Origin of the sequence: Shewanella sp. SP1S2-4, assembly GCF_031932075.1 — a bacterium.
GTDB classification, from domain to species: domain Bacteria; phylum Pseudomonadota; class Gammaproteobacteria; order Enterobacterales; family Shewanellaceae; genus Shewanella; species Shewanella baltica.
Map to the genome: position 1 here is coordinate 78340 of NZ_JAUOET010000012.1, position 26617 is coordinate 104956.

General features: G+C 47.3%; 29 protein-coding genes and 1 tRNA gene. 19 read left to right on the plus strand and 11 right to left on the minus strand.

What is annotated here, in order from left to right:
• Positions 1–5: 5 nt before the first annotated feature.
• The 13 genes from lptE to lipA all read left to right on the plus strand — a co-directional run bounded on the left by lptE (position 6) and on the right by lipA (position 11483).
• Entirely contained in the window at positions 6–500 is a 495-nt protein-coding gene (gene lptE / locus Q4Q52_RS12695) for an LPS assembly lipoprotein LptE (RefSeq protein WP_006086960.1), read from the plus strand.
• Between the two features lie 35 nt (positions 501–535).
• Entirely contained in the window at positions 536–1567 is a 1032-nt protein-coding gene (gene holA / locus Q4Q52_RS12700) for a DNA polymerase III subunit delta (RefSeq protein ID WP_311906384.1), read from the plus strand.
• Between the two features lie 24 nt (positions 1568–1591).
• Positions 1592–2239 (plus strand): nicotinate-nucleotide adenylyltransferase, encoded by a 648-nt coding sequence (gene nadD, locus Q4Q52_RS12705; protein WP_311988230.1) that lies wholly within the window; start codon positions 1592–1594, stop codon positions 2237–2239.
• Between the two features lie 107 nt (positions 2240–2346).
• Positions 2347–2676, plus strand: a complete 330-nt coding sequence (rsfS, locus tag Q4Q52_RS12710; RefSeq protein ID WP_106651371.1) for a ribosome silencing factor — start codon at positions 2347–2349, stop codon at positions 2674–2676.
• Positions 2676–3146, plus strand: coding sequence for a 23S rRNA (pseudouridine(1915)-N(3))-methyltransferase RlmH (gene rlmH, locus Q4Q52_RS12715; protein ID WP_006082752.1), 471 nt, complete (start codon positions 2676–2678; stop codon positions 3144–3146). Before rsfS ends, rlmH begins: the two co-directional genes overlap by 1 nt.
• A 61-nt stretch (positions 3147–3207) precedes the next feature.
• The gene (gene mrdA, locus Q4Q52_RS12720) at positions 3208–5064 is read left to right on the plus strand and encodes a penicillin-binding protein 2 (protein WP_106651372.1); all 1857 of its coding nucleotides are present in this window, start codon (positions 3208–3210) and stop codon (positions 5062–5064) included.
• Positions 5061–6167, plus strand: a complete 1107-nt coding sequence (gene rodA, locus Q4Q52_RS12725; protein ID WP_106651373.1) for a rod shape-determining protein RodA — start codon at positions 5061–5063, stop codon at positions 6165–6167. Before mrdA ends, rodA begins: the two co-directional genes overlap by 4 nt.
• Positions 6168–6183: 16 nt before the next feature.
• Entirely contained in the window at positions 6184–7254 is a 1071-nt protein-coding gene (gene mltB, locus Q4Q52_RS12730; protein ID WP_311988231.1) for a lytic murein transglycosylase B, read from the plus strand.
• On the plus strand, positions 7238–8071 hold the full coding sequence (locus Q4Q52_RS12735; protein ID WP_220590935.1) for a septal ring lytic transglycosylase RlpA family protein: 834 nt from the start codon (positions 7238–7240) through the stop codon (positions 8069–8071). Before mltB ends, Q4Q52_RS12735 begins: the two co-directional genes overlap by 17 nt.
• A gap of 141 nt (positions 8072–8212) precedes the next feature.
• Positions 8213–9388, plus strand: coding sequence for a serine hydrolase (locus Q4Q52_RS12740; protein WP_106651376.1), 1176 nt, complete (start codon positions 8213–8215; stop codon positions 9386–9388).
• Positions 9389–9507: 119 nt separating this feature from the next.
• On the plus strand, positions 9508–9774 hold the full coding sequence (ybeD, locus tag Q4Q52_RS12745; RefSeq protein WP_063883373.1) for a DUF493 family protein YbeD: 267 nt from the start codon (positions 9508–9510) through the stop codon (positions 9772–9774).
• A 93-nt stretch (positions 9775–9867) separates the two neighbouring features.
• Positions 9868–10521 carry a lipoyl(octanoyl) transferase LipB gene (gene lipB, locus Q4Q52_RS12750; RefSeq protein WP_063883405.1) on the plus strand — a complete coding sequence of 218 codons (654 nt, stop codon included), beginning with the start codon at positions 9868–9870 and terminating at the stop codon, positions 10519–10521.
• Positions 10518–11483: a lipoyl synthase gene (gene lipA, locus Q4Q52_RS12755; protein WP_028761485.1), complete on the plus strand. Its 966-nt coding sequence runs from the start codon at positions 10518–10520 to the stop codon at positions 11481–11483. The genes lipB and lipA overlap by 4 nt, the downstream gene beginning before the upstream one ends.
• A 163-nt stretch (positions 11484–11646) precedes the next feature.
• Here the strand turns inward: lipA and rimI are convergent, their stop codons facing one another.
• Positions 11647–12195 carry a ribosomal protein S18-alanine N-acetyltransferase gene (gene rimI / locus Q4Q52_RS12760; protein ID WP_371830300.1) on the minus strand — a complete coding sequence of 183 codons (549 nt, stop codon included), beginning with the start codon at positions 12193–12195 and terminating at the stop codon, positions 11647–11649.
• 48 nt (positions 12196–12243) lie between these two features.
• Complete coding sequence (locus tag Q4Q52_RS12765) at positions 12244–12609, minus strand: hypothetical protein (RefSeq protein ID WP_106651378.1); 366 nt, start codon at positions 12607–12609, stop codon at positions 12244–12246.
• Between the two features lie 253 nt (positions 12610–12862).
• On the opposite strand from Q4Q52_RS12765, the gene dpsA reads away from it, so the two are divergent.
• A complete protein-coding gene (dpsA, locus tag Q4Q52_RS12770; protein WP_311899901.1) occupies positions 12863–13330 on the plus strand; it encodes a DNA starvation/stationary phase protection protein DpsA in 468 nt (155 codons plus the stop codon).
• A gap of 137 nt (positions 13331–13467) precedes the next feature.
• On the opposite strand, the gene Q4Q52_RS12775 is transcribed toward dpsA, so the two are convergent.
• From Q4Q52_RS12775 to Q4Q52_RS12790, 4 genes are all read right to left on the minus strand, one after another.
• Positions 13468–14751 carry a heparan-alpha-glucosaminide N-acetyltransferase domain-containing protein gene (locus Q4Q52_RS12775; protein ID WP_311990765.1) on the minus strand — a complete coding sequence of 428 codons (1284 nt, stop codon included), beginning with the start codon at positions 14749–14751 and terminating at the stop codon, positions 13468–13470.
• Positions 14741–16903: a TonB-dependent siderophore receptor gene (locus Q4Q52_RS12780; protein ID WP_311990766.1), complete on the minus strand. Its 2163-nt coding sequence runs from the start codon at positions 16901–16903 to the stop codon at positions 14741–14743. The genes Q4Q52_RS12775 and Q4Q52_RS12780 overlap by 11 nt, the downstream gene beginning before the upstream one ends.
• 85 nt (positions 16904–16988) lie before the next feature.
• Positions 16989–17279: a DUF2946 domain-containing protein gene (locus Q4Q52_RS12785; RefSeq protein WP_311990767.1), complete on the minus strand. Its 291-nt coding sequence runs from the start codon at positions 17277–17279 to the stop codon at positions 16989–16991.
• Positions 17280–17522: 243 nt separating this feature from the next.
• A tRNA-Trp gene (locus Q4Q52_RS12790) sits at positions 17523–17599 on the minus strand.
• Positions 17600–17967: 368 nt separating this feature from the next.
• Here Q4Q52_RS12790 and Q4Q52_RS12795 point away from each other — a divergent pair.
• A complete protein-coding gene (locus tag Q4Q52_RS12795) occupies positions 17968–18306 on the plus strand; it encodes a PBPRA1643 family SWIM/SEC-C metal-binding motif protein (protein ID WP_106651392.1) in 339 nt (112 codons plus the stop codon).
• 111 nt (positions 18307–18417) lie between these two features.
• On the opposite strand, the gene Q4Q52_RS12800 is transcribed toward Q4Q52_RS12795, so the two are convergent.
• The 4 genes from Q4Q52_RS12800 to Q4Q52_RS12815 are packed head-to-tail and all read right to left on the minus strand — an operon-like array spanning position 18418 to position 21480.
• Positions 18418–19359 carry a hypothetical protein gene (locus Q4Q52_RS12800; RefSeq protein ID WP_311990768.1) on the minus strand — a complete coding sequence of 314 codons (942 nt, stop codon included), beginning with the start codon at positions 19357–19359 and terminating at the stop codon, positions 18418–18420.
• Positions 19360–19405: 46 nt separating this feature from the next.
• Positions 19406–19564 (minus strand): hypothetical protein, encoded by a 159-nt coding sequence (locus Q4Q52_RS12805; RefSeq protein WP_220590941.1) that lies wholly within the window; start codon positions 19562–19564, stop codon positions 19406–19408.
• A complete protein-coding gene (locus Q4Q52_RS12810) occupies positions 19561–20496 on the minus strand; it encodes a 3'-5' exonuclease (RefSeq protein ID WP_311990769.1) in 936 nt (311 codons plus the stop codon). The genes Q4Q52_RS12805 and Q4Q52_RS12810 overlap by 4 nt, the downstream gene beginning before the upstream one ends.
• Positions 20497–20544: 48 nt before the next feature.
• Positions 20545–21480, minus strand: coding sequence for a DUF808 domain-containing protein (locus Q4Q52_RS12815; RefSeq protein ID WP_311990770.1), 936 nt, complete (start codon positions 21478–21480; stop codon positions 20545–20547).
• A 251-nt stretch (positions 21481–21731) separates the two neighbouring features.
• Between Q4Q52_RS12815 and rpiA the strand changes: the two genes are divergently transcribed.
• Positions 21732–22394: a ribose-5-phosphate isomerase RpiA gene (gene rpiA / locus Q4Q52_RS12820; RefSeq protein WP_028761507.1), complete on the plus strand. Its 663-nt coding sequence runs from the start codon at positions 21732–21734 to the stop codon at positions 22392–22394.
• A gap of 254 nt (positions 22395–22648) precedes the next feature.
• On the opposite strand, the gene Q4Q52_RS12825 is transcribed toward rpiA, so the two are convergent.
• Positions 22649–23839, minus strand: a complete 1191-nt coding sequence (locus tag Q4Q52_RS12825) for a class I SAM-dependent rRNA methyltransferase (RefSeq protein ID WP_106651397.1) — start codon at positions 23837–23839, stop codon at positions 22649–22651.
• Between the two features lie 497 nt (positions 23840–24336).
• Between Q4Q52_RS12825 and Q4Q52_RS12830 the strand changes: the two genes are divergently transcribed.
• The 3 genes from Q4Q52_RS12830 to Q4Q52_RS12840 all read left to right on the plus strand — a co-directional run bounded on the left by Q4Q52_RS12830 (position 24337) and on the right by Q4Q52_RS12840 (position 26615).
• A complete protein-coding gene (locus tag Q4Q52_RS12830) occupies positions 24337–24789 on the plus strand; it encodes a hypothetical protein (protein ID WP_087486520.1) in 453 nt (150 codons plus the stop codon).
• A gap of 117 nt (positions 24790–24906) precedes the next feature.
• Positions 24907–25806: a DUF692 domain-containing protein gene (locus Q4Q52_RS12835; protein ID WP_311990771.1), complete on the plus strand. Its 900-nt coding sequence runs from the start codon at positions 24907–24909 to the stop codon at positions 25804–25806.
• Positions 25803–26615, plus strand: a complete 813-nt coding sequence (locus tag Q4Q52_RS12840; protein ID WP_311990772.1) for a DNA-binding domain-containing protein — start codon at positions 25803–25805, stop codon at positions 26613–26615. The genes Q4Q52_RS12835 and Q4Q52_RS12840 overlap by 4 nt, the downstream gene beginning before the upstream one ends.
• Positions 26616–26617 lie beyond the last annotated feature (2 nt).

The window sequence follows — 26617 nt, forward strand, 5'->3', positions numbered from 1 at the left end:
AATCTATGCTAATCAAACGCATATGCTTCGCAATCATGGCACTAGTGATTATGACTAGCGCCGGTTGCGGTTTTAAGCTTCAACGCAGTTATCAAATCCCCGATGTCCTCAATCATTTAAGTTTGAGCAGCGCGGATGAATACAGCGAACTCACCCGTTTAGTACGTGAACGCCTGCGCTTGAACAATATCCAAGTTGTCGACGCCGCCGATGACGTTCCAGTATTAAGGTTAATCACCGACTCTCTAGAACGCTCGACCTTATCTTTGTATCCCACGGGTAACGTCGCCGAGTATGAGCTGATTTATTTAGTCGAATTTGCTGTGGCATTGCCGGGCAAAGAAGCCCAGCCTTTCAAGGTTGAAATTCGCCGTGACTACTTAGACGATCCCCGTACCGCATTAGCAAAGAGTCGTGAAATGGAATTGCTGACGAAGGAAATGCGTATCCAAGCTGCGGATCGTATTCTGCAAGCGATGGCCAGTACTGAGGTGAATTAATGCGGGCCATCAATTCAATGCGGATAATCGACTAAATGAGAGTCTATCCCGATCAACTCTCCCGCCACCTTAACCAATTATTTCCTTGTTATCTGATTTTTGGTGATGATCCTTGGTTGATTGAAACCACCAAAGATCAGATCCGCCAATTCGCCAAGCGTCAGGGATTCGATGAAAAAGTCCAACTCATTCAAGAGACGGGCTTTAATTGGAACGACCTGACTCAGGAATGGCAGGCCATGAGCCTGTTTTCCAGTAAACGCTTAATTGAGCTAACGCTTCCCCAAGCTAAGCCCGGAGCCGAAGGTTCTAGCACACTGCAAGCCCTATTGCAGACGCCCAATCCCGATATGCTGTTGATTATCGAAGGGCCAAAGCTCGCCACAGAGCAAACCAACAGTAAATGGTTTAAGACCTTAGATGCCCATGGCATGTATCTGCCCTGCGCCACGCCTGAGGGCGATCAGTTTATGCGCTGGCTCGATGGCCGCATCAAGCACTTTAAGCTCAATCTGCAGCCGGATGCGCGTGCTATGCTGCATTCGCTGTATGAAGGCAATTTACTGGCTGCCGATCAAGCCATGCAGTTGCTGCAACTCCTAAGCCCAACAAATCCCGTCAGTGCCGATGAACTGAGCCACTATTTTGAAGATCAATCGCGCTTCACTGTATTTCAACTCACGGATGCATTACTGAATAATAAACAGGATAGCGCGCAGCACATGCTGGCCCAGCTCAATGGCGAAGGCACAGCCTTACCTATCCTGCTGTGGGCCTTGTTTAAAGAGCTCGGCTTGTTATTCAATTTAAAATGCGAGCAAGCCCAAGGCGTTGCACTGAGTGCACTCTGGGGTAAGCATCGTATTTGGGATAAGCGTAAGCCACTGTATCAAGCGGCGCTGCAACGACTTAGCCTTGAACAACTCGAACATATGCTCGCCCTCGCTTCGAAACTTGAGCTCAATTTAAAGCAGCAGGGTAAAGAGGATTGGACTGGGCTGAGCCACCTGTGTCTGTTATTTGATCCTAGAGCCCATCGGCATCTGGCACATATAGCCATAGACTAATCATAAGTTAACCAAAGAGTTGATATGCGCATTGGTATTTTAGGCGGCACTTTCGACCCGATACACTATGGTCATATCCGTCCGGCGATGGAAGTGAAACACGCATTAGCCTTGGATAAAATCCTGCTGATGCCGAACCATATTCCGCCCCATAAACAGCAGCCTAACTTAACCACAGCGCAGCGCCTCAAGATGGTTGCCGATGTCTGCTCGCAGCTTGATGGCTTTGAGCTGTGCGATATCGAGGCAAAGCGCGACACGCCTTCCTACACAGTTATCACCCTTGAGCAACTGAAAGCCTTACATCCTAAAGACGAACTGTTTTTTATCATGGGGATGGACTCTTTCATCCAATTACAAAGCTGGCATGAGTGGCAACGCTTGTTCGACTTTGCCCACCTCGTTGTCTGCCAGCGTCCGGGCTGGCAGCTCGATGCCGAGCATCCTATGCAGCAAATATTAACGGCCCGCAGTCAAGCCCAAGCACTCGCAGAGCATGCTGCTAACCCCGCCCATAGAAATGGTGGGCAGATTTTCCCTGTGACAATTACGCCACAGGATATTTCCTCGACGCACATTCGTGAGCAACTGGCAAAAGGCGAAATCCCCGCCGATTTACTCATGCCCGTCACGCTAGATTACATCCAAAATCAACGACTTTACTTACCTTAGCTCGAAACGTAAGCAGATATCGCCCACTCAACTGCCAATGGCAATGTATTCCGGCAAGCAACACTGGTATACTACCGCGCTATTTAAAATTAATGAGGTACGCCAGCGTGCAGAGCGCGGAATTAAAACAGTTTGTTGTCGACAAGATCGACGACTTAAAAGCCAGAGACGTTGTTGTTCTGGATGTCAGCAAGCAATCTAACATCACTGACTACATGGTCATATGTTCAGGTACATCAAAGACTCACGTTAAAGCTATCGCTGAAAACCTTGTGGTTGAAGCGAAGCAAGCCGGTATTCCACCTTTAGGTGTTGAAGGCCGCGAAAGCAGCGAATGGGTTCTTGTGGACATGGGCGATGTGATCCTGCACGTTATGCAAGATCAAACCCGTGATTTCTACCAGCTTGAAAAGCTCTGGTCAGAAAAGCAAGACTGATGAAGTTACAGCTCATCGCAGTAGGAACACGGATGCCCGATTGGGTTACCCGTGGTTTCGAAGAATACCAGCGCCGTTTTCCCCGTGATATGGCGCTGGAGCTTATCGAAATACCCGCTGGAAAGCGGGGGAAAAATGCCGACATTGTCCGGATCCTTCAAAAAGAAGGCGAACAAATGTTGGCGGCCATTCCCAAAGGCAATCATATTGTTAGCTTAGATCTCCCCGGAAAAAACTGGACGACCCCCGAGCTTGCAACCGCGTTGACTAAATGGCAACTCGATGGTCGCGACGTCAGTTTACTGATCGGCGGACCTGAAGGATTAGCGCCAGCTTGCAAAGAAGCGGCAAACCAAAGTTGGTGCCTATCGGCATTAACCTTACCTCATCCCTTAGTTAGGGTTGTAGTCGCCGAAAGTTTGTACCGCGCGTGGAGCGTGAACACGAATCACCCCTACCATAGAGAATAGCGGGATCTTGATGTTAACGAGTGTCAACCACCCGTCATGGGATCTGCCGGAGATAGCATAAGTGTCGCCAAAAAAGCGGATAACAATGCATGATCACGCCGCCGAGGCGTCTCTTTTTAAGCGCCGAGCGCTATTCACTTTTTTTTGCGTTTTCGCCCTATTAAGCGTATTAGTCACCAACCTTTATCATTTACAGGTTGAATCCTATAAGGATTATGCAACTCGCTCGAATGATAATCGCATTCGTGTTGTTCCCATTGCTCCTAGTCGCGGCCTCATTTACGATCGTAACGGCGTGCTGTTAGCCGAAAACTTACCCTTCTATTCCCTCGATCTGGTTCCTGAAAAAATCAGTAACATGTCAGAGACCTTAGATGAGCTCGGCAAGTTAATTGAGATCAGTGAAGATGAACGCGAAACCTTTACCGAAGCGCTGAAATTTCATCGCCGCTTCAAACCACTGACGCTCAAAAACCAGCTCACCGAAGAGCAAGTGGCGATTTTCAGTGTTAACCAACATAAATTTCCAGGCATTTCCGTCGAAGCGGGTCTGAAGCGTAATTATCCCTACGGCGCGCAAATCACCCATGTGCTGGGTTATGTTGGCAAAATTAACACCCGAGACAGAGCCCAGTTAGAGCGCAGCGATCTGTGGAAAAACTATGCGGCCACCAAGGACATTGGTAAGCAAGGCATTGAAAAGTTTTATGAGTCCCTACTGCATGGCAAACCGGGTCACTTAGAAGAAGAAGTGAACAACCGCGGCCGCGCAATTCGTACCTTAAAAATAGTACCGCCAGAGCCGGGACAAGATATTTACCTGACCTTAGATCTCAAGCTGCAACAAAAAGCGGTTGAGCTACTCACAGGTTTGCGTGGTTCTATTGTCGCAATCGATCCCCGTGATGGTGGGGTTTTAGCTATGGTCTCGAGTCCAAGCTATGATCCAAACCAATTTGTGCAAGGGATTAATAACAAAGATTACAGCGCCTTGCTCAATGATAAATCACGACCTTTGATCAACCGTGCAACCCAAGGCCAATATGCGCCAGCATCAACCATCAAGCCACATCTTGGACTTTTAGGGCTTGATGAAAAAGTCATTACCGAGAGCACCCGCGTATGGGACCCAGGTTTTTGGCAGATTCCTGGTGTTGAACGTAAGTACCGCGACTGGAAACGCTGGGGACACGGCTGGGTTAACGTCTACAGTGCCATTACTGAATCCTGTGATACCTTCTTCTACGAACTCGCCTATAAAGTCGGTGTCGACCATATTGCTCGCTTTATGGAACAATTTGGTTTTGGTCAAAATACTGGTATCGATATCTTTGAAGAATCAGCTGGCAACATGCCATCCAAAGAATGGAAACGCTTGAAATACAATCAAGCTTGGTACATAGGTGACACCATTTCCGTCGGCATCGGCCAAGGCTATTGGACGGCAACCCCATTACAATTGGCGAATGCAGTAGGCATTATGGCGAATAAGGGCCGTCGTTTCCCGCCGCATCTGCTGAGATCGATTAAAGACAATACTGCCAAAATTGACTCTCCGATTAATGAGTTACCACCAATCGAACTTAAAAATCCCCGTAACTGGAATATCATTAACGAAGCGATGCGCCAGACGGCACATAAGTCACGTTTCACTGATGCCACTTACACAGCCGCAATGAAAACCGGCACGGCGCAGGTCATTGGCGTGGCCGAAAATACCAAATATGATGCAAATAAAATTGCCGAACATTTCCGCGATAATGCCTTAGTTGTGGCCTATGCGCCCTTCGAAGATCCTAAAATCGTCCTCGCCGTCGTGATGGAAAACGCAGGATGGGGTGGCGCAAATGCTGGCCCAGTCGCCCGCGCCATGCTCGATGAATATATGCTTAGAGATACTTGGAAACCGCAGCCATGAGTAGCCATAGCCAATATCAAAACATCTGGCAACGCTTGCACATAGACTTGCCATTATTGCTCGGCCTATTGGCTGTCATGGGCTTTGGCCTGTTCGTCATCTATTCTGCCAGCGGCGAAGATTTAGAGATGATGGAGCGGCAGCTATTCCGTATGGTGTTGTCGCTCGGCATTATGTTCACTATGGCTCAGATCAATCCTGAGGCACTTAAACGCTGGGCCCTACCCATTTATCTGGCGGGGATTGTCTTGCTGCTCGGGGTACATTTTTTCGGTGAAATTAACAAAGGCGCACAACGCTGGTTGAACTTAGGCTTTATGGAGTTTCAACCCTCAGAACTGATTAAGCTTGCCTTCCCCATCACAATGGCTTGGTATATCAGTAAGTTCCCTCTGCCGCCGAAGAAACGCTATCTTGCTGGTGCTGCAGTAATCTTACTGGTGCCGACTCTGCTTATCGCGAAACAACCCGACCTCGGTACCTCGATTCTGGTGGCCGCATCGGGGATTTTCGTGTTGTTTTTATCGGGCATGAGTTGGATCATTGTCGGCGGTTTTATCGCGGCAGTACTCGCCTTCCTACCTATTCTTTGGTATTTCTTGATGCACGATTACCAAAGAACGCGGGTATTAACCTTACTCGATCCTGAGCAAGATCCATTGGGGGCGGGTTATCACATTATTCAGTCGAAAATCGCGATTGGCTCCGGCGGACTTTGGGGCAAAGGCTGGCTCGACGGTACTCAATCGCAACTTGAATTTATCCCCGAGCGCCATACCGATTTTATCTTTGCGGTGATCGGTGAAGAATTTGGCTTAATTGGCAGTATCTTACTGTTAATTATGTACCTTTATATTATTGGCCGCGGCTTAGTCATAGCCTCTCGGGCGCAAACCAGTTTCGCTCGACTACTCGCAGGTAGTATCACGCTGACCTTTTTCGTTTATGTTTTTGTGAATATTGGCATGGTTTCAGGTATCCTGCCCGTGGTCGGTGTACCACTGCCCCTTGTCAGTTACGGTGGAACCTCCATGCTGACATTGATGACAGGGTTTGGCATTCTTATGAGCATTCATACCCATAGACGTTTTGTAGATAGATAATTTTTAGGGACTTTTCATGCCTACTCTCCGAGCTTTTTTAGCTCCACTCGGCTTACTGTGTTTAAGCTCATGTTTAGTCGCCTGTACCACGGCGAACGAACCGACACCCGCGCAGGCACCCGCTCCAAGCACGCCAGTGGCGCCGGCCGCTGAAATCGCGCCCACAATTCCCGCTGAACTTAAAGAAGAGTTTATCCAAGCTCAAGTAAAACAAGGTTTTACTCGGGCAGAAGTGCTCGCTTTTCTCGATAAAGCAACATATAACCAAGGGGTTATCGATGCAATGACCCGCCCATGGGAAGCAAAACCTTGGCATGTGTATTATCCCATCTTCTTAACAGAGAAACGCCTCGACGCTGGTCTCGCCTTTTGGAAAAAACACGAGAAAACCATCGCAAAAGCGGCGGCCAAGTACCAAGTTGATCCACAGATTATTGTCGCCATCATCGGCATTGAAACCTTCTACGGCCAATACACGGGCAATTATCCTGTGATTGATGCCCTCTATACCTTAGGTTTTCACTATCCGCCGCGCGCCACCTTTTTCCGTAAGGAATTTGGCGAGCTGATGAAATTAGTGAAAGAAGAACATTTAGATATCGATACCCTCAAGGGCTCCTACGCGGGCGCTATGGGTTATGGGCAGTTTATTCCCTCTAGTTACCGCCATTACGCGGTTGATTTCGATGGCAGCGGCAATCGCGATCTATTACAAAGTCCAGAGGATGCTATCGGCAGTGTGGCCAATTATTTCCATGAACACGGTTGGCAAGCCAATGCGCCGGTCGCTTTACCGTTAGTCAATAACAGCAAAGCAGCACCTAAAGCGAAAGTGTGGGCAGGTGAAAAGCTGAACTATAAAGTTGCAGATATTTTAACGCCGACCTTAGCCCTCGCCGATGCGCGGGACTTAGATGTTTCGCAAAAAGCCTTATTGATTGAGCTAGAACAAGCCGATCACAGTGACTACTGGCTTGGCTTAAATAACTTTTACGTGATCACTCGCTATAATCGTAGCCCTTTGTATTCAATGGCCGTTTATCAATTTAGCCAGCAATTAAAAGAACAGCATGCCTCTAAAAAATAATCTTTTACAGCTTGCCGCCTTAGTTATGTGCTTCGCCCTTGCGGCGTGTTCTTCGAGCCCAAACAACGCCAGCAAGAAAAATATGGACCCGAACAAGGGCCGTTATTCGCTGAAAAATGACAAGCTGCCACTGAATCCACCGAATGTGGATAATGTGCCGAACGCGACGCCTAAGTACGAGCCCTATAGCCGCCGTGGCAACAAGCCCTATACGGTTTACGGTGAGTCATATACTGTGATGAACACAGGCCAAGGCTTTAGTGAAACTGGCCGCGCCTCTTGGTATGGTGAAAAATTCCATGGCTACGAGACCTCTAATGGCGAGCCCTATGACATGTATTCTATGTCTGGCGCCCATAAGACACTGCCACTGCCGAGTTACGCTCGGATCACTAACTTAGAGAACAATAAGCAAGTGATCATTCGCATCAACGATCGTGGGCCATTCCACTCAGATCGCATTCTCGATGTCTCCTACGCCGCCGCCTATAAACTCGGCATGCTCGGCAAAGGTACGGCGCGGATCAAACTGGATGTGGTTTATATTGGCAGTGTTGCGGCCACTAATTCGGCCGTAGCCAGCGCTCAAGATACGGGTAATCATTACATTCAGTTAGTGGCCTCCAAAGATAAAGCCAAACTCAATGCCATGGCGAAGAATCTTGAACAGAAATATCAGGTCAAGACCCGTGTACAAGCGGCAAACAATATGTTTAGACTACAGCTCGGCCCCATAGGTCAGCCTGAGTTAGCCGACAAGCTGCTCAATAACGTCAAGCAAAATGGGTTTCCTGAGGGCTATATCGTCCATGAATAATGACCGTTTGCTCTGAACAGAATTGATTTAAAAATAGAGATGAAGGAACCTTCACTAAAACTCACTGTCCGAAAGTGGTACACTGTTGAAGATCTTCTCGAATCCTTTCCATTTAATACAACTAAAAGACGTGCCAAGTTAATGATGAATTTTGTAAAAAGTCCCATTAAAACATTGCTGCTAATTTCCAGTGTCTCTCTCCCCGTTTATGCTGCGCAGCCTATTATTACACCTGATGCACCTTCAGTAGCCGCCAAAGCGTTCGTATTGATGGATTATAATTCGGGCCAGATTATCGCTGAAAGTAACGCTTACGAAAGCCTTAACCCAGCCAGTCTAACTAAGATGATGACCAGTTACGTGATCGGTCAAGAAATCAAAGCGGGCAATGTCTCCGTTGATGATGATGTGACTATCAGTAAAAATGCTTGGTCTAAAAACTTCTCTGACTCTTCTAAGATGTTCATTGAAGTCGGCACTACGGTTAAAGTGGGCGATCTAAACCGCGGTATCATTATTCAATCGGGTAACGATGCATGTGTGGCCATGGCCGAACACATAGCCGGTACTGAAGGCGCCTTCGTTGACATGATGAATTCATGGGCCAAACAACTGGGAATGCGTGATAGCTACTTCGAAAACTCCCACGGTTTAGATGCAGAAAATCACAAATCTACCGCCTATGATATGGCATTACTGGGCGCCGCGTTAATTCGCGACGTACCAGAAGAATACCGCGTCTACAGCGAGAAATTCTATACCTTCAATGGTATCAAACAATACAACCGTAATGGCTTATTGTGGGATAACAGCATGAACGTGGACGGCATTAAAACCGGCCACACATCAGGTGCAGGCTACAACTTAGTGGCATCGGCCACCAAAGACGGCATGCGCTTAATTTCAGTGGTAATGGGCACGCAAAGTGAATCAGCCCGTAAAGCTGAAAGTAAGAAATTACTGACCTATGGCTTCCGCTTCTTCGAAACGGTAACCCCCTATAAAGCTGGCGACAGCTTTATTACTCAGCCGATTTGGTACGGTGACAAGAGCACGGTTGATTTAGGCGTAGCAACTGATACCCCTATCACTATTAGCCGTGGCCGTGGTAAAGACTTAAAAGCCAACTTCGAACTGACTAAACCATTAGATGCTCCTTTGAAGAAAGGCGAAACGGTTGGCCGTCTATTCTTCCAACTTGACGGTAAAGATATTGCCCAGTTCCCACTGGTGACATTGCAAGAAGTCAACGAAGGCAGCTGGTTTAGTAAATTAGTTGATTACTTTAAACAACTGTTTTCTGGTTGGTTTAGCTAAGCTAAATCATATAAATAAAGCCACCTCTGGGTGGCTTTATTTTTTTGGCTGCCGCCGCCCTTGAATCGGGTATAATAACCACCATATAGACTTCATTGAAACAGCTAAGAGTACTGATTATGTTAGGCACTAAATTTGATGAACTGATGGATTTCCCCTGCGCATTTCCTTTCAAGGTCGTCGGCGAAGCCCATGAAACGCTAACTGACAAAGTCGTGGCTGTGGTACAGAAACATGCACCAGGTGATTACTCACCGTCGACCAAAACGTCGAGCAAAGGCAGCTATCACTCCATCACGATTCGCGTGACAGTCACCAGCAAAGATCATATCGAGATTTTGTACACTGAACTTGCCGCCATTGAAGGTGTACGCCGCGTACTATAAATATTCCTCAAGGCCATGAAATGTGATCTGTCTTACATTTATGGTCAAGAGGCGTATAATAGCGCCACTCAATTCTAAGGGGAGAGGTTGCCCTTGCAAGACACGACTTTGCACATTCGACATCTTGGAAAACAAGATTACGAATCAGTGTGGCATGCGATGCAGCATTACACGGATACGCGCGACAGCGAAAGCCATGATGAACTGTGGATTGTCGAGCATCCGCCCGTGTTTACCCAAGGCCAAGCCGGCAAGAGCGAGCATATTTTAAATGCTGGCGATATTCCGGTTATCCAAGTAGATCGCGGCGGTCAAGTTACTTACCACGGCCCAGGCCAACTAGTGGTATATCCTCTTCTCGATATAAAACGTAGTAAAGTCGGCGTACGTCAACTCGTCACCCATATAGAGCAAAGCATTGTCGATATGCTCGCCAAGTACGGCATTAACGCTTATGCCAAGGCCGATGCGCCGGGCGTATATGTGGATGAACGCAAAATCGCCTCCCTAGGATTACGCATTCGTAAAGGCTGTTCATTCCATGGATTAGCCCTCAATGTCGACATGGATCTGGCGCCATTTCGCCGCATCAACCCTTGTGGTTATGCCGGTCTTGAAATGGTGCAATGCAAAGCGCTTGGCGGACCACAAACCGTGATTGAAGCGGGCGAGCAACTCACCATTACTTTTAGCCAATTACTGGGCTATCAACACCTAGTTCATCATCAAGGATTAGCAGCGTCATGAATAGGCCTGAACGTTTACAACCCGGAGTCAAATTAAGAGATGCCGATAAAGTGTCTCGTATTCCGGTCAAAATCGTCCCCTCAGAGCGCGACACTATGTTGCGTAAACCCGATTGGTTACGGGTTAAACTGCCGGCATCGAATCAACGCATTTTAGATATCAAGCAAGCGCTGCGTAAAAATGGCCTGCACTCGGTCTGTGAAGAGGCTTCTTGCCCTAACCTCGCCGAATGCTTTAACCACGGCACAGCGACCTTTATGATTTTGGGTGCGATTTGTACCCGTCGTTGTCCATTCTGCGACGTAGCCCATGGTCGTCCGCTTAAGCCTGACGCTGAAGAGCCGGTTAAATTGGCGCAAACGATCCGCGATATGAAGCTGAAATACGTGGTTATCACTTCGGTAGATCGTGACGATTTACGTGATGGTGGCGCCCAGCATTTTGCCGATTGTATCCGCGAAATTCGTAAACTGAATCCAGATATCAAGATCGAAACCTTAGTGCCTGATTTCCGTGGTCGTATCGATGCCGCCTTAGATATTTTATCGACTGAGCCGCCTGATGTGTTCAACCACAACTTAGAAACAGCGCCAATGCATTATCGTAAAGCGCGCCCGGGTGCAAATTACCAATGGTCGCTCGATCTACTCAAACGCTTTAAAGAACGTCATCCAAATGTGCCGACTAAATCTGGCCTGATGATGGGACTGGGTGAAACCAATGAAGAAATCGCCCAAGTGCTACGTGACCTGCGTGAGCACAAGGTTGAAATGCTGACCTTAGGCCAATACCTACAACCGTCTAAGTTCCACTTGCCGGTTGAACGTTATGTGCCACCAGCAGAGTTTGACGAGCTGAAAGCCTTAGCCGATGAATTAGGTTTTACCCATGCAGCCTGTGGCCCATTAGTGCGTTCAAGCTACCATGCGGACCTGCAAGCCCAAGGTAAAGAAGTGAAATAACCTTCTTGCTTAGATGTAGAGCTCAAGTGATGTAGAGTTCAGGGTTAATAAAATATAAAAACAGCGCTTAAGCGCTGTTTTTTTTATGAAATGTTTTATAGCTGTTGTTTATAACCACTACTCAACTAGCCATCGTTTTACAACATGAATGCTAATGCTCAACTTATTCTTGGGTTATCGCTAAATCCATCAAGATAGCATCTTCTTTACCGCCAGCTATTGGGTAGTAACCTTTGCGACGTCCCGATTCAATAAAGCCAGCCTTTTGATATAAAGCACGGGCGGCAAGATTGGATTCTCGCACTTCTAGCATAAGCACCACGGCGTCCGAAGCCTTGGCCGAAGCTACCACAGCCTTAAGTAATAACTTGCCGTAACCTTTGCCCTGCTGGCTTGGTAATAGGCAAATATCCAACAAAGTCACTTCATCAACAATTTGCTGCACTATCGCAAAGCCTAAAAGACCATCGACCGAATCCGAAACTGAAGCTGCGTTAGGTTTCGCCTGCTTTAAACCTAGAACTCGGTATAAATGCCCGAAACAATCAGCAAGATTGCCCTCACTCATGGGGTGGCTATGGGCCATAGATTCAAGCTGCGCCATTTGAGGAACATCTTTAAGCGTGAGTGCCACAAGCTCAACAGGCAAACCTGCTGTCAATTGTGCTGCGAAGGGTGTTGTGAATAGACTATCTTCTGGTGGGATGTTCAACGCTGGTATTCCAAAGTATTGGTTATTAATGATATTTACGAGTAAAGATCAAGACTTGCTTGGAGCTTGGCCACTCACTTGCTCGCGCCATTGGTAAATCTGCTGCCAGAGCGCGCTTTTAGCCTGCCAACCCACTAATAAATCGGCCAAGGGTTCAGACACTAACCATGCGGTACGTGGCCTAACTTTATGGCGGCGCAAATCCCAGACAATCTGTTTACCCGTATGGGGCTCACAATCAAAATCACATTCATCACGCTTTATGTCGATAAGTGTTAGCACAGCGTCAATCAGTGGCTCAGCCTCGGGTAACTCACCGTGTTCATCCCAAATCACTAAATAAGGTTTCACCTTAGTGTCGCGCACTCGCCAAGTTGTCACATTCATGGCGGTTAAATAGGCTGATTTATTCATTAGGGTCAGTTTTATTCAATTCAAGTATCGACTCACAACATGCCGCTAGGATAGCAGTTCTGCCTAGGCATTGTTACTGCCATGCGGCTAAGGGAGTTGGGCACAAGCCGATTAATGGCAGCACAATTACGACGTTTAACGCAGAAAAGTTCAATCGAATTTATAGATTTACAAAATCTAATTTACTCATTTTACATTTAATATCAGAAGATTAGACTGAACGAACTCAGTAAGACAATAGCAGGAGAACGCCATGATTAACATAGGTATCAATCAAGCCAACAGAGAAGAAATCGCCGCTGGCCTTAACCAACTATTGGCAGACAGCTACAGTCTTTACCTTAAGACTCACAGCTTTCACTGGAACGTTACCGGCCCCATGTTCACTAGCCTGCATTTGCTATTTGAACAGCAGTATACCGAGCTTGCCCTTGCGGTCGACCTTATCGCAGAGCGAGTACGTGCATTAGGCGCCAGAGCGCTAGGGTCCTATTCGGCTTATGCCGCACTGACTGAAATTAAAGAAGATCAGGGCGTCACCAAAGCCGAAACCATGATCCGCGAATTGTTAAACGATCAAGAGTTAGTGATCCGTAATGCTAGAGCCCTGTATCCACAGGTGAATCAAGCTAATGATGAAGCCACTGCGGACTTGCTTACCCAGCGCATTCAACAGCATGAGAAAAATGCCTGGATGCTACGCAGCTTATTAACGGAATAATTAACTAACCCGATTGCGGCACAAGTCAAACAAAAAGTCGCCAAGCATAACCGCTTGGCGACTTTTCTTTAAAGCGACATGACTCAGGTTTAAAAGTACTTAGGTTTAGAAGCGCTTAAATTTAGAAGCTTTTTAATTTAGAGGTACTTAATCCAAGCCTGAGTGCTGTGTTTTTTATACTCGCTAAACCGCTTAACGGGATAATACAGCGCGATAGCTAACACGCCCGCGATGAACCAAATCCATCCCATACTATTCACCCCAAATAATTCACCATGGTTCGCACCAAAAATGAATTTCGCTAAGCTATAAAGCATTAATAACACGTACAAATGTAAGATATAGAAGAACATAGGTACTGAGCCAAACACAGACAACCCATGGCCGACTCGCGCTAATCTCTCACTACCACTCTCGCCCGCTTTTCCTGCTGATGAAAAGTGTCGCTCAAACACCACCAAGCAGAAAAACATGCCGCCTAAGGTCACCAGTAAAAAGCTTAATGATGGTGGGTATTTGGTTAAGTTGAATACCGACATTAAGGTTTCACCCAAATGTGCCCCCGCCTGCCAAGGCAAGGTTTCGCCATAGAGGTTAAACCCGCGTAGCACTGCAAAAAGTACCCAACAGCTTATCCCTAACCTCAGCAGTGTTTGCTGGCGCTGCGAGGCTTCAAGCAGATTACTATTCAGTTTTTGACTGAAAATAGGCCCAGCCACATAACCCAGTAAAATCACGCCCATCCAAGGCAGCGCAGGATAACTCACTTTGATCTTAAGCGCCCCTTCACTGACAAGATATCCGCGGTCGTGCAATAGGGTCCACAGGCTATAAGCCCATTCACTCGGCTGAAAACCAATTGGCGTCAACAGATTATGGCCAAAAACAATCGCAAAGCCTAAAAGTGCCATCCAAGCTCTAGGCAGATTTATCAGCGCCGCCAGCGTTAACATGCTCAGGCCGAACACCCAAATGACCTGCAACCAAAGCGTGTGGTAGTTACCCATCCAAGAGATGTTAATCACTACAATTTCGAGCGCGATTAAAAACAAACCACGTTTAATCAAAAACGCCCGCGCTGAACGCGGCTCGCCATGACTGCGATTGGCATAAAGCCATGCTGAAACACCCGTTAGAAACACAAACACTGGCGCACAAAAATGCGCGGCAAAGCGGCTTAGAAACAGTCCCCAAGAGGTCGAACTCAAATCCATAGGATCGCTCACCTGCATGTGCAGGTAAAACCGTTCCCGCACATGGTCGAGCAGCATGATGAGCATCACCAGGCCGCGCATCATATCGATACTATTAATACGGCTTCGGCCAAGCGCTCGGTTCGATACTTGTTCCGATGCGTTGGCCGATGCTTGTTCCGAAAAATGGACTGACAGCGCAGAATTCGAACTGATATTAGAACTCATAGCTAACACTCACTTTAATGCTACGTGGCTCACCGGGTACCGCCCAGAGCGCCGAATAACTGCTGGCGATATAGTGCTCATCTAGTAAGTTATCCAGATTGACGCCAAGGACGAAGTTGTCGCTCAGGTGAGTATTCATAAACACTCCAAGCAACTGATACGACGGTAATTGGAAACTCGGATCGGCAGAATCACCCAGACGAGAATCCACATAACGCCAACTCATGCCTAAATGTCCATCGATAGAAAACGCATTCAGATCCCGCTTCAGCATCACACTCGCAGTATGTTTTGGCACATTCACCAGTGGACTTCCCGCAGGAATAAGCACGCCCCAGTCTGGATTCAAGCTGTCGTTGGCTGTGCGGGTATTCAAATAGGCGTAGGATAATTTGGCCTGCAAATCCTCCGTCAGCTCGGCAACTAAATCGAGTTCAACGCCGCTACTTTTTGCTTTACCTAAGGTGGCAGAAAATCCGACATTGAGCGGATCTGAGGTCAAAATATTGCTCTTTTGTGCATCAAACACCGCCAAGCTGCCACTTACTGCTATGCCATTCTCAGCTAAGCCATTAAACCAATTGCCATTAAACTTCATCCCTAGCTCAACTGACTTGCTCTCTTCGGCTTCGAAGGGCTGACCTGCAAAGTCGGTTCCAGAAAGCGGTAAAAAGCCTTCAGAATAAGAACTATAGAAACTTAAGGCATCGGACCATAAATACACCAGACCGACTTTAGGGCTAACCCTACTATCGGTTTGCTCTGATAACGTATTTTTAGCGACTTCACTGATATCTTGCTGATAGCTATCGAACCTTAACCCAAGATGCAGCTTCCACTTTTCAGTAAGATCCATTTGATCTTGCAGGTATGTGCCCCATGCCTTTTGGGTTTCGTTATTCTCATACAACAAACTCACCTCTGGCTGAGGTCCGCCATATTGCGGCTCATAAATATCAATGGCATATTCGCCCTTTTGGCCGCGATAGCGATACAATCCCGTCTTTAAACTGTAGTGATAGGCATCGGCGCCGAGCAGCAAATTGTGGCGAATAAAACCCGTATCCACATGGCCACTTAACTCTAGACGCAGTGAATTATCCTCGGAGGCATAATCTCGGTATCTGTGCTGTCTGGTAAGCGTGCGACCATCATCAAATAGCGATTGTCGACCCTTTGCCAACTCGGCATCGGACGAATAGCCCTTCAAGCTAGAATCGCGATAGTTATAGCCCGCGGTTAATGACCAATCATCATTTAATTGATAGTCATAGGTCAGCTGGTGCCCAGTCGCATTGACCACAGTTGCGCCATCATTAGGCTCACCTAAATAACGCGAGCGTGGCACAGTATTGATATCATTGTTGAGCACAATAATGCCGCGATCGAATAACTGTTCCTGCTTGAGGTATTCCATTTCATAGAGTAGCGAGGCTTTATCGGAAATCTGCCAACGCACTGACGGCGTGACGATTTTTTTATCGCTGAACACATAATCGCGAAAACTATCGTGTTCCTGCCACGCGCCGTTAATTCGAAATGCCACATTGTCGGTCAAGCCGGAAGTCACATCTCCCTCTAATCGATATTGATCGAAACTCCCTGCCGATGCCTTTAAATAACCACTGGTTTGATACTGAGGTTTCTTAGTCACAATATTGACTGTACCGCCGGGCTCAGAGCGGCCATAAAGCGCCGAACCTGGGCCTTTTAAAATCTCAACATAGGCCACATTCGATAAATCTCGATGACCACTAAAACCTCGACCACCATTAAAGCCATTGATTAAATAGCCCGATGGCATGTTTTCGTTGCCCGGAAAGCCGCGCAGGGACAAGCTATCCCACAAACCGCCGCCATTGTTTTGCCGCGCAACACTGGCGGAATAATCCAGTACATCTTGAAACCGCGTTAGCCCCGTATCTTTTATCAATTGCTCGTCTAACACACTGATTGCTTGCGGAAGTTCAGTTGCAGACACATTGCCACGGTAAGCTTGGCGATAGTGGATACTTAAACGTTCAATGTCAGTCTCTAAAATAGTACTACCAGATTGAGCATCCTCCGCAGCCAACAGCATTGAAATAGGATTGAGTACAAACAAGGCGCCCAGCAACAGCGCAGCGCGCTTGGGAATATAAAAAGAGGTCATTTTCACTCCGAAAATAAACAGCATAGGCGCCTTAGCTAAGCCAAGGCGCTCAAAGTTAATTAAGATAAATTGAATAAACAGTAACTTATGCTGTTAAGGGCGGAGCACGACTATTGAAGAAACGACTAAAAGGTCGTTTAAAGGAAATGGCTTGGAACTCAACCGAAATATAACTCTGCTGAACCAATTGAAAATGAAAGGGCGTACTGGTTATCGCATGTTGCAACTGGTGCTGATGTAAGCACAGCGAACAATGGGACTTAGGGTCTTCATTAGCATGGGAAATACTGTGAACAGCAATGGCCACAGACAATAGCACCAACATGGCAGCAAGCCATATCGCTAGGGTGCGTCTTGTTTGCATCACACTATTCAAACCATACTTCCTCAAATAATTTGGCAGGCGATTGTATGTTAAGCACAACTAAAGTTGCAAACCGATTTACCTAAGCCGCAGGGCTTAAATGTTACAAGAGGTATACGACAGTTTTGTGAGAAACAGTATTTGTGAGAAATGGCGATAACCGCGAATGAATAGAGAGGGCGCTGAATATATTGAGGCTAAATGGCAGACAAAATAAAACGGCTCGCATATTTCTATGCAAGCCGTTGTTTTATTTGGCAGGGGTGGCAGGACTCGAACCCGCAACCATCGGTTTTGGAGACCGCTGTTCTACCAATTGGAACTACACCCCTGTTGACGTGGGGCATTATGCTAAAAGCACTTCCAAAGGTAAAGTACTTTTTATGACAAAACTCATTAACTGAAGGTTTTTCAAACAAGTTAGACGATTACTGTTGAATTAATTACCACTGAGATTAAAAAGCCACCGCATATCGGGCACGATGTTTTAACGAATGCATTATCTAGAGAATTAGCCGCCCTAATGTCCTAGCTAGAATCACTGCAGTAAATTCGACAGATATGGTTGTTTCGACAAGTTTTGGACCACTTAATGGCAAAAGCCACACATTTATCGAAAAAAGATCTGAGTTCGATTTATAAAATCGGCGTTTTATAGTATAAGCATCGTCAATTTCATACACTGCTCGACGGAACCAAGATGTCTGACAAATTTTTCTTCAAAGGTCGTAAAACGCCTAAGCCAAAGCATGAGAGCTTTGGTTACAACACTAAGCGTGCCGCTAAACCGGGTACAGAAGCTTTCCCTCTGCAATTAATCGTTGCAGATGAAGCGCGTAAACTCGAAGTTGCCGCGATTGTTGCCGAACACCAGCTGTTCGCCAATATCGAAGTCAATGCTGATGTTGCTGAAGATATCCTTGAGTTAGAAGGTTTATTGAATAAACCTAAGACCACAACGTTCGAGAAGAAACCGAATCGTAACGAGCCTTGCGCTTGTGGTAGCGGTCAAAAATTCAAGAAGTGCTGCGGCAAGTAAACGCTTTAATCAGCGTTATGAGTAATAGAATAGATAGGGACTTTTGCCGTGACGTTTTTGTACGTCGGGAATAGCCCCTTTTCTCTCCCCAATTCTAGTTTCTGCCCAAAGCTAATCTTCCAGCTTCGAGATAAAAATCCGCTGCAAATCGTTATTCCACAGCTGAATAATTTTGCGGGTCTTTTCTTTATTCCAAAAACATTTGCCAAATAAAATCAATCCCGCCCCTTCTAGGCAGCGTTTATCTTCTATTTCAAATTGCGCCAATAATGGCTGTTTTATCCCATCGATAGGAATGCCGATATCTTTACTGTCAGCGGGATTAAGCCAGCTCATGGTCGGGTCTGTATGGGATATTGTGCCCCAATACATGTGGGGTTTGTTATCAAGCGGGTCGGCATCGGCAAAGTTGACGAACAGGTTCTTCGCCCGCCAACGGTATTTGCGCTCACTGTCTGTATATACCCAGAGATCAGATTTCGCCAGATCTGTACCGCGCAATAAACTGTGCAGTAACTTTTCGAGCCCTTGGCTTGGCACCCGTTTCTCGGTTGTGCGTGCCGCAGTGTTAACTTGATAGTCTGTTTTCGACTCTTGCACTTGACCGTCCGCTGACGATGCAACAGGTACTGGTGACGACTCAGATATAGAAGACGACTTAGACGTCGGCGCAGTCTTACTTGCGGATGACGCGGTGGACGCTTTGTTTGCGGGAGAATGGCGGCGGGGCTTGCGATTGAAATCAATCATTAAGGCATCGGCGTCCACCAGCTGCTGATGCACTTCGAGGGCATCTTGTTCCTCGCGGGATTTTTGCGCCGAGGGTTTAAATTCAATGCAATCAGCTTGGTGATAACGCGAGCCGAAACAGGCGGCTTTGCCATCCTTGGAAGCTTTACGGAAATACGCTTTTCCGCCGCACGCAGGGCAAATTAACCATTGTCGTAAACGCTCGATATCGTCATCGGGTAATTGCTGAAACTTAAAAACACTGTAGGTGGTTCTCGCTGTTAAATGATCCTCTGTTTCGAGTTCACAAATGGCATCTAACATAGCGTTCTCCTTTATTTTTACCTGTTAGCAGATGCTCACAAAATCACTAAACCCAGGCATTCACCCCTAGGGTAATCATCGCTAACAGGATCAACATGCCCAGCACGCGGTATATCAAACCTAAGGTACTGGTGCCCTGCGAGCTCATATCCGAGTGTAATAGTCTGCTGTTTTCCTTTGCGGCATCTTGGTTTTTGCGCTTCATTCAACCTCCTTGAAATATTTCGCCAAAGGCACCACTAGACTCAAAGGGATTAACGGCGCGGCTTTTGGAACAGTCGATACACGATAAAAAGGCGTCAGCAGAGTGATTAACGCATTGAAACACTTGAGCGCCGCCAAGGCATCGGCAGCGGCATAATCGATTTGCGCGCTAGATAAAGGCACATGCTGCCAATTCGATAGGGTGATTTTTTTCGGCTTATCAATACGGGTACCCAGCAGAGTCGCCACCAATTGGCGCGTCCCCATCTCCTTATCAGCCCCCAGTTGCGCCAATGCCCAGTTTAAATCCAACTTTGAAGCGACATTGATCCCCCATTGCCGCTTGAGGGCATGCGCATCACTGCGTAATCCAACGCCAACTTTGAGTATGTTTTCATCTTCTAATACGGTTTTTAACTGAGTGAATTGCTCACCTAAAATGGCATGCTGAAATAGATAACAAGCGTCCGCTGTCGCGATTTGGATAAGGCTCAGGGGATATTGTACGCCGCGCTCAAAACTCGCACGGGTTTCAGTATCAAAACCTAAGACTGGCTCAGCCTGTAATCGCGCGACAACTGCATCAAACTCCGATGGCTGAACCACTTCAATGTGAACCTGTTGCAATTCAAAAGCTGCGAGTGCCGCCATGTCAGCATCATCGATACGCGTCGCTAAGGCAATCCGCTGTTGCAACCACAAATACGCCAACTGACGCTGAGTCTGAGTCTTCGCATTGGTGGGCGTGTCAGTCTCAGCCACCTCACTTTCTAGCAGATCTCCCTCTAACGCCTCGGTCGATGCATTGAGCTTATGGAGATAAGCTGTGCCCGCAGCATCCATTGCCGCAATCAAGCCGTTGGCATCTTTACCCAATTCTTTGCGTAACCAAGCCAACTTACTCGGGGAGATACAGTATTTCATTAACTTCATCGTCGCCCTTCCTTGTTGAGTTAATCCTCGATTGTCGATGCACGCACCTCACTCGCCACGCAGTTTCTGTATCCCTGTCATCACAGCGAGTGCGACTGCGCCAGCAACAACGCCAAATAGGCCATTGAGCACACTTGGCGTCAGCACGGCAAGCACTGGTCCGACAAAACTCATCGCCGCGATGGCTTGCTCAGCATGGTGAATTTGCTCGCCAATCATGTGTAAGCCATGGGTTAAAATCCCGCCGCCCACCATAAACATGGCCGCAGTGCCGATAATGGTTAAACTTTTCATCAGCACAGGTGCGGCGCTCAATAAACCAAAACCCAGTTTACGGTTCATTTGCGTTAAGGCCGACTCGCCTTCACGCTGACTCAAGTACAAACCCGCATCGTCCATTTTCACAATCGCGGCCACTAAACCATACACACCTATGGTCATGATGATCCCGATAACGGATAAGGTGAAAAACTGCGTCGATAGGGATTTGTCCGCCACTATGCCTAAGGTAATCGCGATAATCTCCGCCGATAACACAAAGTCGGTACGAATCGCGCCTTTGACTTTTTCAGCCTCGTAAGCGGCTAAATCTTTGATGTCTGGAAGTTCGCTTTCCTCTTGCGTTTCGCTGTGTGGTAGGCCTTTTCTGTGGCTATAGCTGTGGTGCAGTTTTTCGAACCCTTCGTAACATAAAAACAGTCCACCAAACATCAATAACGGTGTTACCGCCCAAGGAATAAAGGCGCTGATCAGCAGGGCTGCGGGCACTAAAATGCATTTATTACGAAACGATCCCTTAGCTACCGCCCAAACAACGGGCAATTCACGATCGGCACTCACACCTGTGACTTGTTGAGCGTTGAGGGCTAGATCGTCCCCCAGTACACCTGCGGTTTTCTTTGCCGCCACTTTACTCATTGCCGCTACGTCATCCAAAATCGATGCGATATCGTCAAGTAAGGTTAATAAACTTGCGCCAGCCATGCTAAATCCCTCTACAAATCATCTATAAACCATTCTGCTTTTGCCATAGTAGCTTAGTTAGATTAGTGACGTATAGCGAAATGCTTTCCAACTTAACTACTTCAGTTGCTTAGGTTATTGGGGCCGCTGACTGATATTGACCAGCCTGCAATCTAGATCACAGCTAAGGCGGAATTGCGCCACATTATTTATCGGAAAAGAGTATACTAAGCGCAGAATTTTTTACTCATTTGCCGTTACAGGATGTCAACATGACTCAAGATGAAATGAAAAAAGCTGCCGGTTGGGCCGCACTTAAGTACGTTGAAAAAGACAGCATTGTTGGTGTTGGTACGGGTTCGACTGTGAATCACTTTATTGATGCACTGGCAACCATGAAAGCCGATATCGAAGGCGCAGTCTCTAGCTCTGAGGCATCAACTCAGAAAATGAAGGCGCTGGGTATCCCCGTTTATGACTTAAACAGCGTCGATCGTTTATCTGTCTATGTGGACGGTGCCGATGAAATCAACGACCGCATGGATATGATTAAAGGTGGCGGCGCGGCATTAACTCGCGAGAAAATTGTCGCGGCTGTGGCTGAAAAGTTTATTTGTATCGTGGATAACACTAAGCAAGTCGACATCCTAGGTGAATTCCCACTGCCAGTTGAAGTCATTCCTATGGCGCGCTCTTATGTGGCACGTCAGTTAGTTAAGCTAGGCGGCGATCCTGTGTACCGTGAAGGCGTTGTTACCGATAACGGCAACGTGATCCTCGATGTGTACAATCTTAAGATCCTTAATCCAAAAGAATTGGAAAGTCAGATCAATGAGATCGTCGGTGTCGTCACTAACGGTCTGTTCGCTAAACGCGGCGCAGATGTGTTGTTAGTCGGCACCCCTGATGGCGTAAAAACCTTTACCGCCAAATAAGTTAAGCGTTAAAGCTTCCATCGCAGTCACAAGGCTGCTGATGTAAAAACACGGTAAAAATACGCAATAAAAATGCCAGCCACTTTTTCAAAGGGCTGGCATTTTTTATGGTTTTTTAGGGTTCAATGTTATCTGACTCAGCCATCTATTCTCTGACTAAACGGCCTATTCTCTAACTAAACCCACATCGCAGGCAGCTTATATCAAACGCTTGGCTTAAGCTCTAGCGACTATCTACCAAGCTCTTGCCGCTCTTACCAAGCTCTGGCGACTAAGCCTTTTAAGTAGAATCCTTCTGGGAAGGCGCTACCGATAGGGTGATCGCTCGCTTGGCTTAAGCGTTCAATAAACTGGATTTCACGTTTCGCATCGAGCGCAGCATCGGCCACGATTTTTTGGAACAGATCCGCAGGCATTAATCCCGAGCAAGAGAAGGTCAATAACACGCCGCCCGGATTCAACAACTGCAATGCAATCATGTTGATGTCTTTATAACCACGGCAAGCCCCGTTTAACTGCGCCTTATTATCAGCAAACTTAGGCGGGTCGAGTACGATCACATCGAAGGTCTTGCCCTCATCACGGTATTGGCGCAGCAACTTAAACACATCGGCTTCATTGTAATGCACATTGTCATCACTCAAACCGTTCACTTGCATGTTTTGGCGCGCCGTCGCTAATGCTAAAGAAGACACATCGACGTTTTCTATGCTGGCGGCGCCCGCTTTGGCGGCGTACAAACCGAAGGTGCCCGTGTAGCAAAAACAGTTCAATACCGATTTATCTTTCACAAAACGGGCAGCAATGGCGCGGTTATCCCGTTGATCGAGATAGAAACCTGTCTTATGGCCTTTAATCACATCGACGGCGATCTTGATGCCGTTTTCTTCGATAATCACTGGCATTTCAGGCAGAGTGCCATGCAGCAAACCCGTAACAGGCAGCAGGCCTTCTTTCTTACGCGAATCCACATCGGAACGCTCATAGATAGCGCAATCAGGATATTGCTCGGCCAATAACTCAACTAAGGTGTCGCGCCATAAATCAGCACCTGTGCTCAGTAACTGGCACACCAACACATTGGCGTATCTGTCGATGGTGATCCCAGGTAAACCATCGGACTCGGCGGCCACTAAACGATAGCCCGTTAAGCCTTGCTCGCGGATCAGATCGTTACGGCCGATTTGCGCCCGCTGCAAACGTCTGGCAAAAAACGCGCGATCAATTTCTTCTTCGCGATCAAAAGTCCAAATCCGCACTTGGATTTGCGACTCAGGCGACCAAGCACCACGACCTAACCAATGACCATCATGCGCGACCACATCGACTGTCTCACCCGCTTCAGGTTTTCCCTTAATGTTATGAATAGCATTGGAAAATACCCAAGGATGGCGACGCTCGAGTGACTTCTCGCGGCCGGGTTTAAGTTTGATTCTGATAGCCATAGTTGCCTTTAAAAATAGTGCCGCCACTAAAAAAGGGCTGCAGTCTAAAAAATGGGAAACGGATGATATACCCAATGTCACCTAAGTGCGAGTACCGAACGCGCCGCAGCGCTTATTTACCATCATCCACGGGTTGCCGATCATACCTTATTTACGTCGTAAAACCTGTGTAAGAAACGCCATTTTTTTCCATAAATAGGGCGATTTCCCGACTCTCTCGATCGCGCAGGTCTCGATTTTCACAACATCATTTTAACTTAAATTGAAAGATATTGGTCTAAGTGCGGGTCTCATTAACGCAACAGGAAAAGCTCTGCGCATTCGAAAGGCTCGTTTAGCCAGCGCACAAGATATTCAAACGAATCGCTCGATAACAACTAGGCTTACTCCTGTATTTATTAGTCATTGCTTTATAAGTCGTCGATTTACAGCAGTCGTTATCAAAGCAACCAAATCAAGATTACTCATTAGCAGTCACACTCAAAAGGATTAGAACCATGAATAAGAAAACACAAACTGCACTGACGGGCGCCGCATTAGCTATGGCAATGGCAAGCATGGCGGGTTACGCCAATGCCGCCGAACCTATGGCTGGCGCCGACAGTACCGATCTCGTACATTGCTATGGCGTGAATACCTGTAAAGGCCATAACGATTGCAAAACCGCCGATAACGCCTGTGCTGGACACGCCAGCTGCAAAGGCAGTGGCTTTGTGGCCATGCCATCAAAAAGTTGTGGCGATGTCGGCGGTAAAGTCGCCGATGATTGGGTAGGCAAAATTGCCAACGCCGAACTCGTTCACTGCTATGGCGTTAACACCTGTAAAGGCCATAACGATTGTAAAACTGCCGACAACGCCTGTGCGGGCCACGCCAGCTGTAAAGGCAGTGGTTTTGTTGCAGCACCGGCAAAATCCTGCGGTGATATCGGCGGCAAAGCAGGCGCTTAAACGCCAATATGCTGATTATAAATCGTGACCAGTTTGTGCTGGTCACGTTTATCCCCCTGTTTACCACCCTGTTAACCTATACAACAGCAGCAGAAAACTTAAGGATAAGGAGTCAATGTGGCGCAAGATGTCATTACGCAAGCAGCATTAGGTTTTGGCTTAGGTCTGAGGACACAGCATTTTGATGTCGTGCTCAATACTGAGCCCGATATCGATTGGTTTGAAGTGCTCTCGGAAAACTACATGGTCGCCGGCGGTAAACCCCGCTATTACCTCAAGGAAATAGGCGAGCGTTATTCCTTAGTCATGCACGGTGTTTCCCTGTCGATTGGCAGTACCGATCCGCTCAATATGGATTACCTTAAAGCCTTAAAACAGCTAGCTAACGATGTGCAGCCCCAATGGATTTCCGATCATATCTGCTGGACCTCAATTCATGGAGTGAACAGCCATGATCTCCTGCCACTGCCCTATACCGAAGAAACCGTTAAGCATGTAGCGCAACGGATTAGAACCGTGCAAGACTTTTTAGGTCGGCGCATTTTGATGGAAAACGTATCTAGCTATTTGTCATACCAAGATTCCAGCATGGACGAATGGGAGTTCGTTAATGCCGTTGCCGAGGCCGCTGACTGTTTAATCTTGTTAGATATCAATAATATTTACGTTAGTGCCCGCAATCATAATTTCAATCCGTTGGACTACTTGAATAAAATCAATCCCAAGCGAGTGCAACAATTCCACCTCGCCGGACACAGCGACTATGGCGACTATGTGATAGACACGCACGACCATGATGTACCGAGCAGCGTGTGGGACCTCTACTGTGCAGCACTGAAACGTTTTGGCGGCATAAGCACTATGATAGAGCGCGACGCCAATATCCCCGAGTTTTACGCCCTCGAAGCCGAACTCACGATTGCCAGAAATATCGCCCGCGATACCTTAGGTGAGGCGCATCCACTCAACGCCGCCAAAGGTAGAAAGAACATGCATGAAGGAAAGGTTATCGCATGAGCCAACTTCAGCAGCTACAACACGCATTTATGAATTATCTGCTGGCGAGTGCTGCGGTAGATACACCGCCCACACTTGAGCAAACCACGCAAACCTTCAAAGATAAGATTGCCGAGCAAGGCGGCATTAATGCTGATATTCGGATGCAGATTTATGCCAATGCCTATCGCATTCGTCTAACCGAAACCCTCGAAACCGACCACGAAATGCTGGGTATCTATCTGGGGGATGAACTCTTTGAACGCATGGCCAAAGGTTATATTGCCAGTCAGCCATCGGCGTTTACCTCACTGCGCAGTTTTGCCGATGCCCTGCCCGACTATTTAACCCAAGATGCGTTTTTCAGTCAGTATCCGATTATTGCCGATATTGCTCGCTTCGAGCGGCGTTTATTGAATGCCTTCGATGCTTTTGATACCGAGCGCGCCACTTTTGCGCGCCTGCAAGCACTGCCTGCCGAGCAATGGCCGGGTTGCCAACTGCGTTTTCACCCCAGCGTGCAGCTATTCCAATGCAACAGTAATGCGGTTGAAACTTGGCAAGCATTAAAACAGCAAGCATCACCGCCCAGTCCAGATTATCAAGGCAAACGAGCTTGGTTACTTTGGCGCGGCGAAAGCCGATTAACTGAGTTTATTTCCCTATCCGAATATCAACTCGCCCTGCTGCTGGGATTTATTGGTGGTGCCACCTTTGCCGAACAATGCGAAATGATGTTGGCATTTTTTAGTGACGCGCAGGCGCCGATGCAAGTGCTGCAGGCACTGCAAGCTTGGTTTCAAATGGGGCTTATCCGCGATATCGCCTAATG

Bases quoted from the DNA above. Each gene is read 5' to 3' on its own strand.
- lptE (WP_006086960.1), top strand. From the start codon at position 6: ATGCTAATCAAACGCATATGCTTCGCAATCATGGCACTAGTGATTATG.
- holA (WP_311906384.1), top strand. From the start codon at position 536: ATGAGAGTCTATCCCGATCAACTCTCCCGCCACCTTAACCAATTATTT.
- nadD (WP_311988230.1), top strand. From the start codon at position 1,592: ATGCGCATTGGTATTTTAGGCGGCACTTTCGACCCGATACACTATGGT.
- rlmH (WP_006082752.1), top strand. From the start codon at position 2,676: ATGAAGTTACAGCTCATCGCAGTAGGAACACGGATGCCCGATTGGGTT.
- rodA (WP_106651373.1), top strand. From the start codon at position 5,061: ATGAGTAGCCATAGCCAATATCAAAACATCTGGCAACGCTTGCACATA.
- mltB (WP_311988231.1), top strand. From the start codon at position 6,184: ATGCCTACTCTCCGAGCTTTTTTAGCTCCACTCGGCTTACTGTGTTTA.
- Q4Q52_RS12735 (WP_220590935.1), top strand. From the start codon at position 7,238: ATGCCTCTAAAAAATAATCTTTTACAGCTTGCCGCCTTAGTTATGTGC.
- Q4Q52_RS12740 (WP_106651376.1), top strand. From the start codon at position 8,213: ATGATGAATTTTGTAAAAAGTCCCATTAAAACATTGCTGCTAATTTCC.
- ybeD (WP_063883373.1), top strand. From the start codon at position 9,508: ATGTTAGGCACTAAATTTGATGAACTGATGGATTTCCCCTGCGCATTT.
- lipA (WP_028761485.1), top strand. From the start codon at position 10,518: ATGAATAGGCCTGAACGTTTACAACCCGGAGTCAAATTAAGAGATGCC.
- Q4Q52_RS12765 (WP_106651378.1), bottom strand. From the start codon at position 12,609: ATGAATAAATCAGCCTATTTAACCGCCATGAATGTGACAACTTGGCGA.
- dpsA (WP_311899901.1), top strand. From the start codon at position 12,863: ATGATTAACATAGGTATCAATCAAGCCAACAGAGAAGAAATCGCCGCT.
- Q4Q52_RS12775 (WP_311990765.1), bottom strand. From the start codon at position 14,751: ATGAGTTCTAATATCAGTTCGAATTCTGCGCTGTCAGTCCATTTTTCG.
- Q4Q52_RS12780 (WP_311990766.1), bottom strand. From the start codon at position 16,903: ATGACCTCTTTTTATATTCCCAAGCGCGCTGCGCTGTTGCTGGGCGCC.
- Q4Q52_RS12795 (WP_106651392.1), top strand. From the start codon at position 17,968: ATGTCTGACAAATTTTTCTTCAAAGGTCGTAAAACGCCTAAGCCAAAG.
- Q4Q52_RS12800 (WP_311990768.1), bottom strand. From the start codon at position 19,359: ATGTTAGATGCCATTTGTGAACTCGAAACAGAGGATCATTTAACAGCG.
- Q4Q52_RS12805 (WP_220590941.1), bottom strand. From the start codon at position 19,564: ATGAAGCGCAAAAACCAAGATGCCGCAAAGGAAAACAGCAGACTATTA.
- Q4Q52_RS12810 (WP_311990769.1), bottom strand. From the start codon at position 20,496: ATGAAGTTAATGAAATACTGTATCTCCCCGAGTAAGTTGGCTTGGTTA.
- Q4Q52_RS12815 (WP_311990770.1), bottom strand. From the start codon at position 21,480: ATGGCTGGCGCAAGTTTATTAACCTTACTTGACGATATCGCATCGATT.
- rpiA (WP_028761507.1), top strand. From the start codon at position 21,732: ATGACTCAAGATGAAATGAAAAAAGCTGCCGGTTGGGCCGCACTTAAG.
- Q4Q52_RS12825 (WP_106651397.1), bottom strand. From the start codon at position 23,839: ATGGCTATCAGAATCAAACTTAAACCCGGCCGCGAGAAGTCACTCGAG.
- Q4Q52_RS12830 (WP_087486520.1), top strand. From the start codon at position 24,337: ATGAATAAGAAAACACAAACTGCACTGACGGGCGCCGCATTAGCTATG.
- Q4Q52_RS12840 (WP_311990772.1), top strand. From the start codon at position 25,803: ATGAGCCAACTTCAGCAGCTACAACACGCATTTATGAATTATCTGCTG.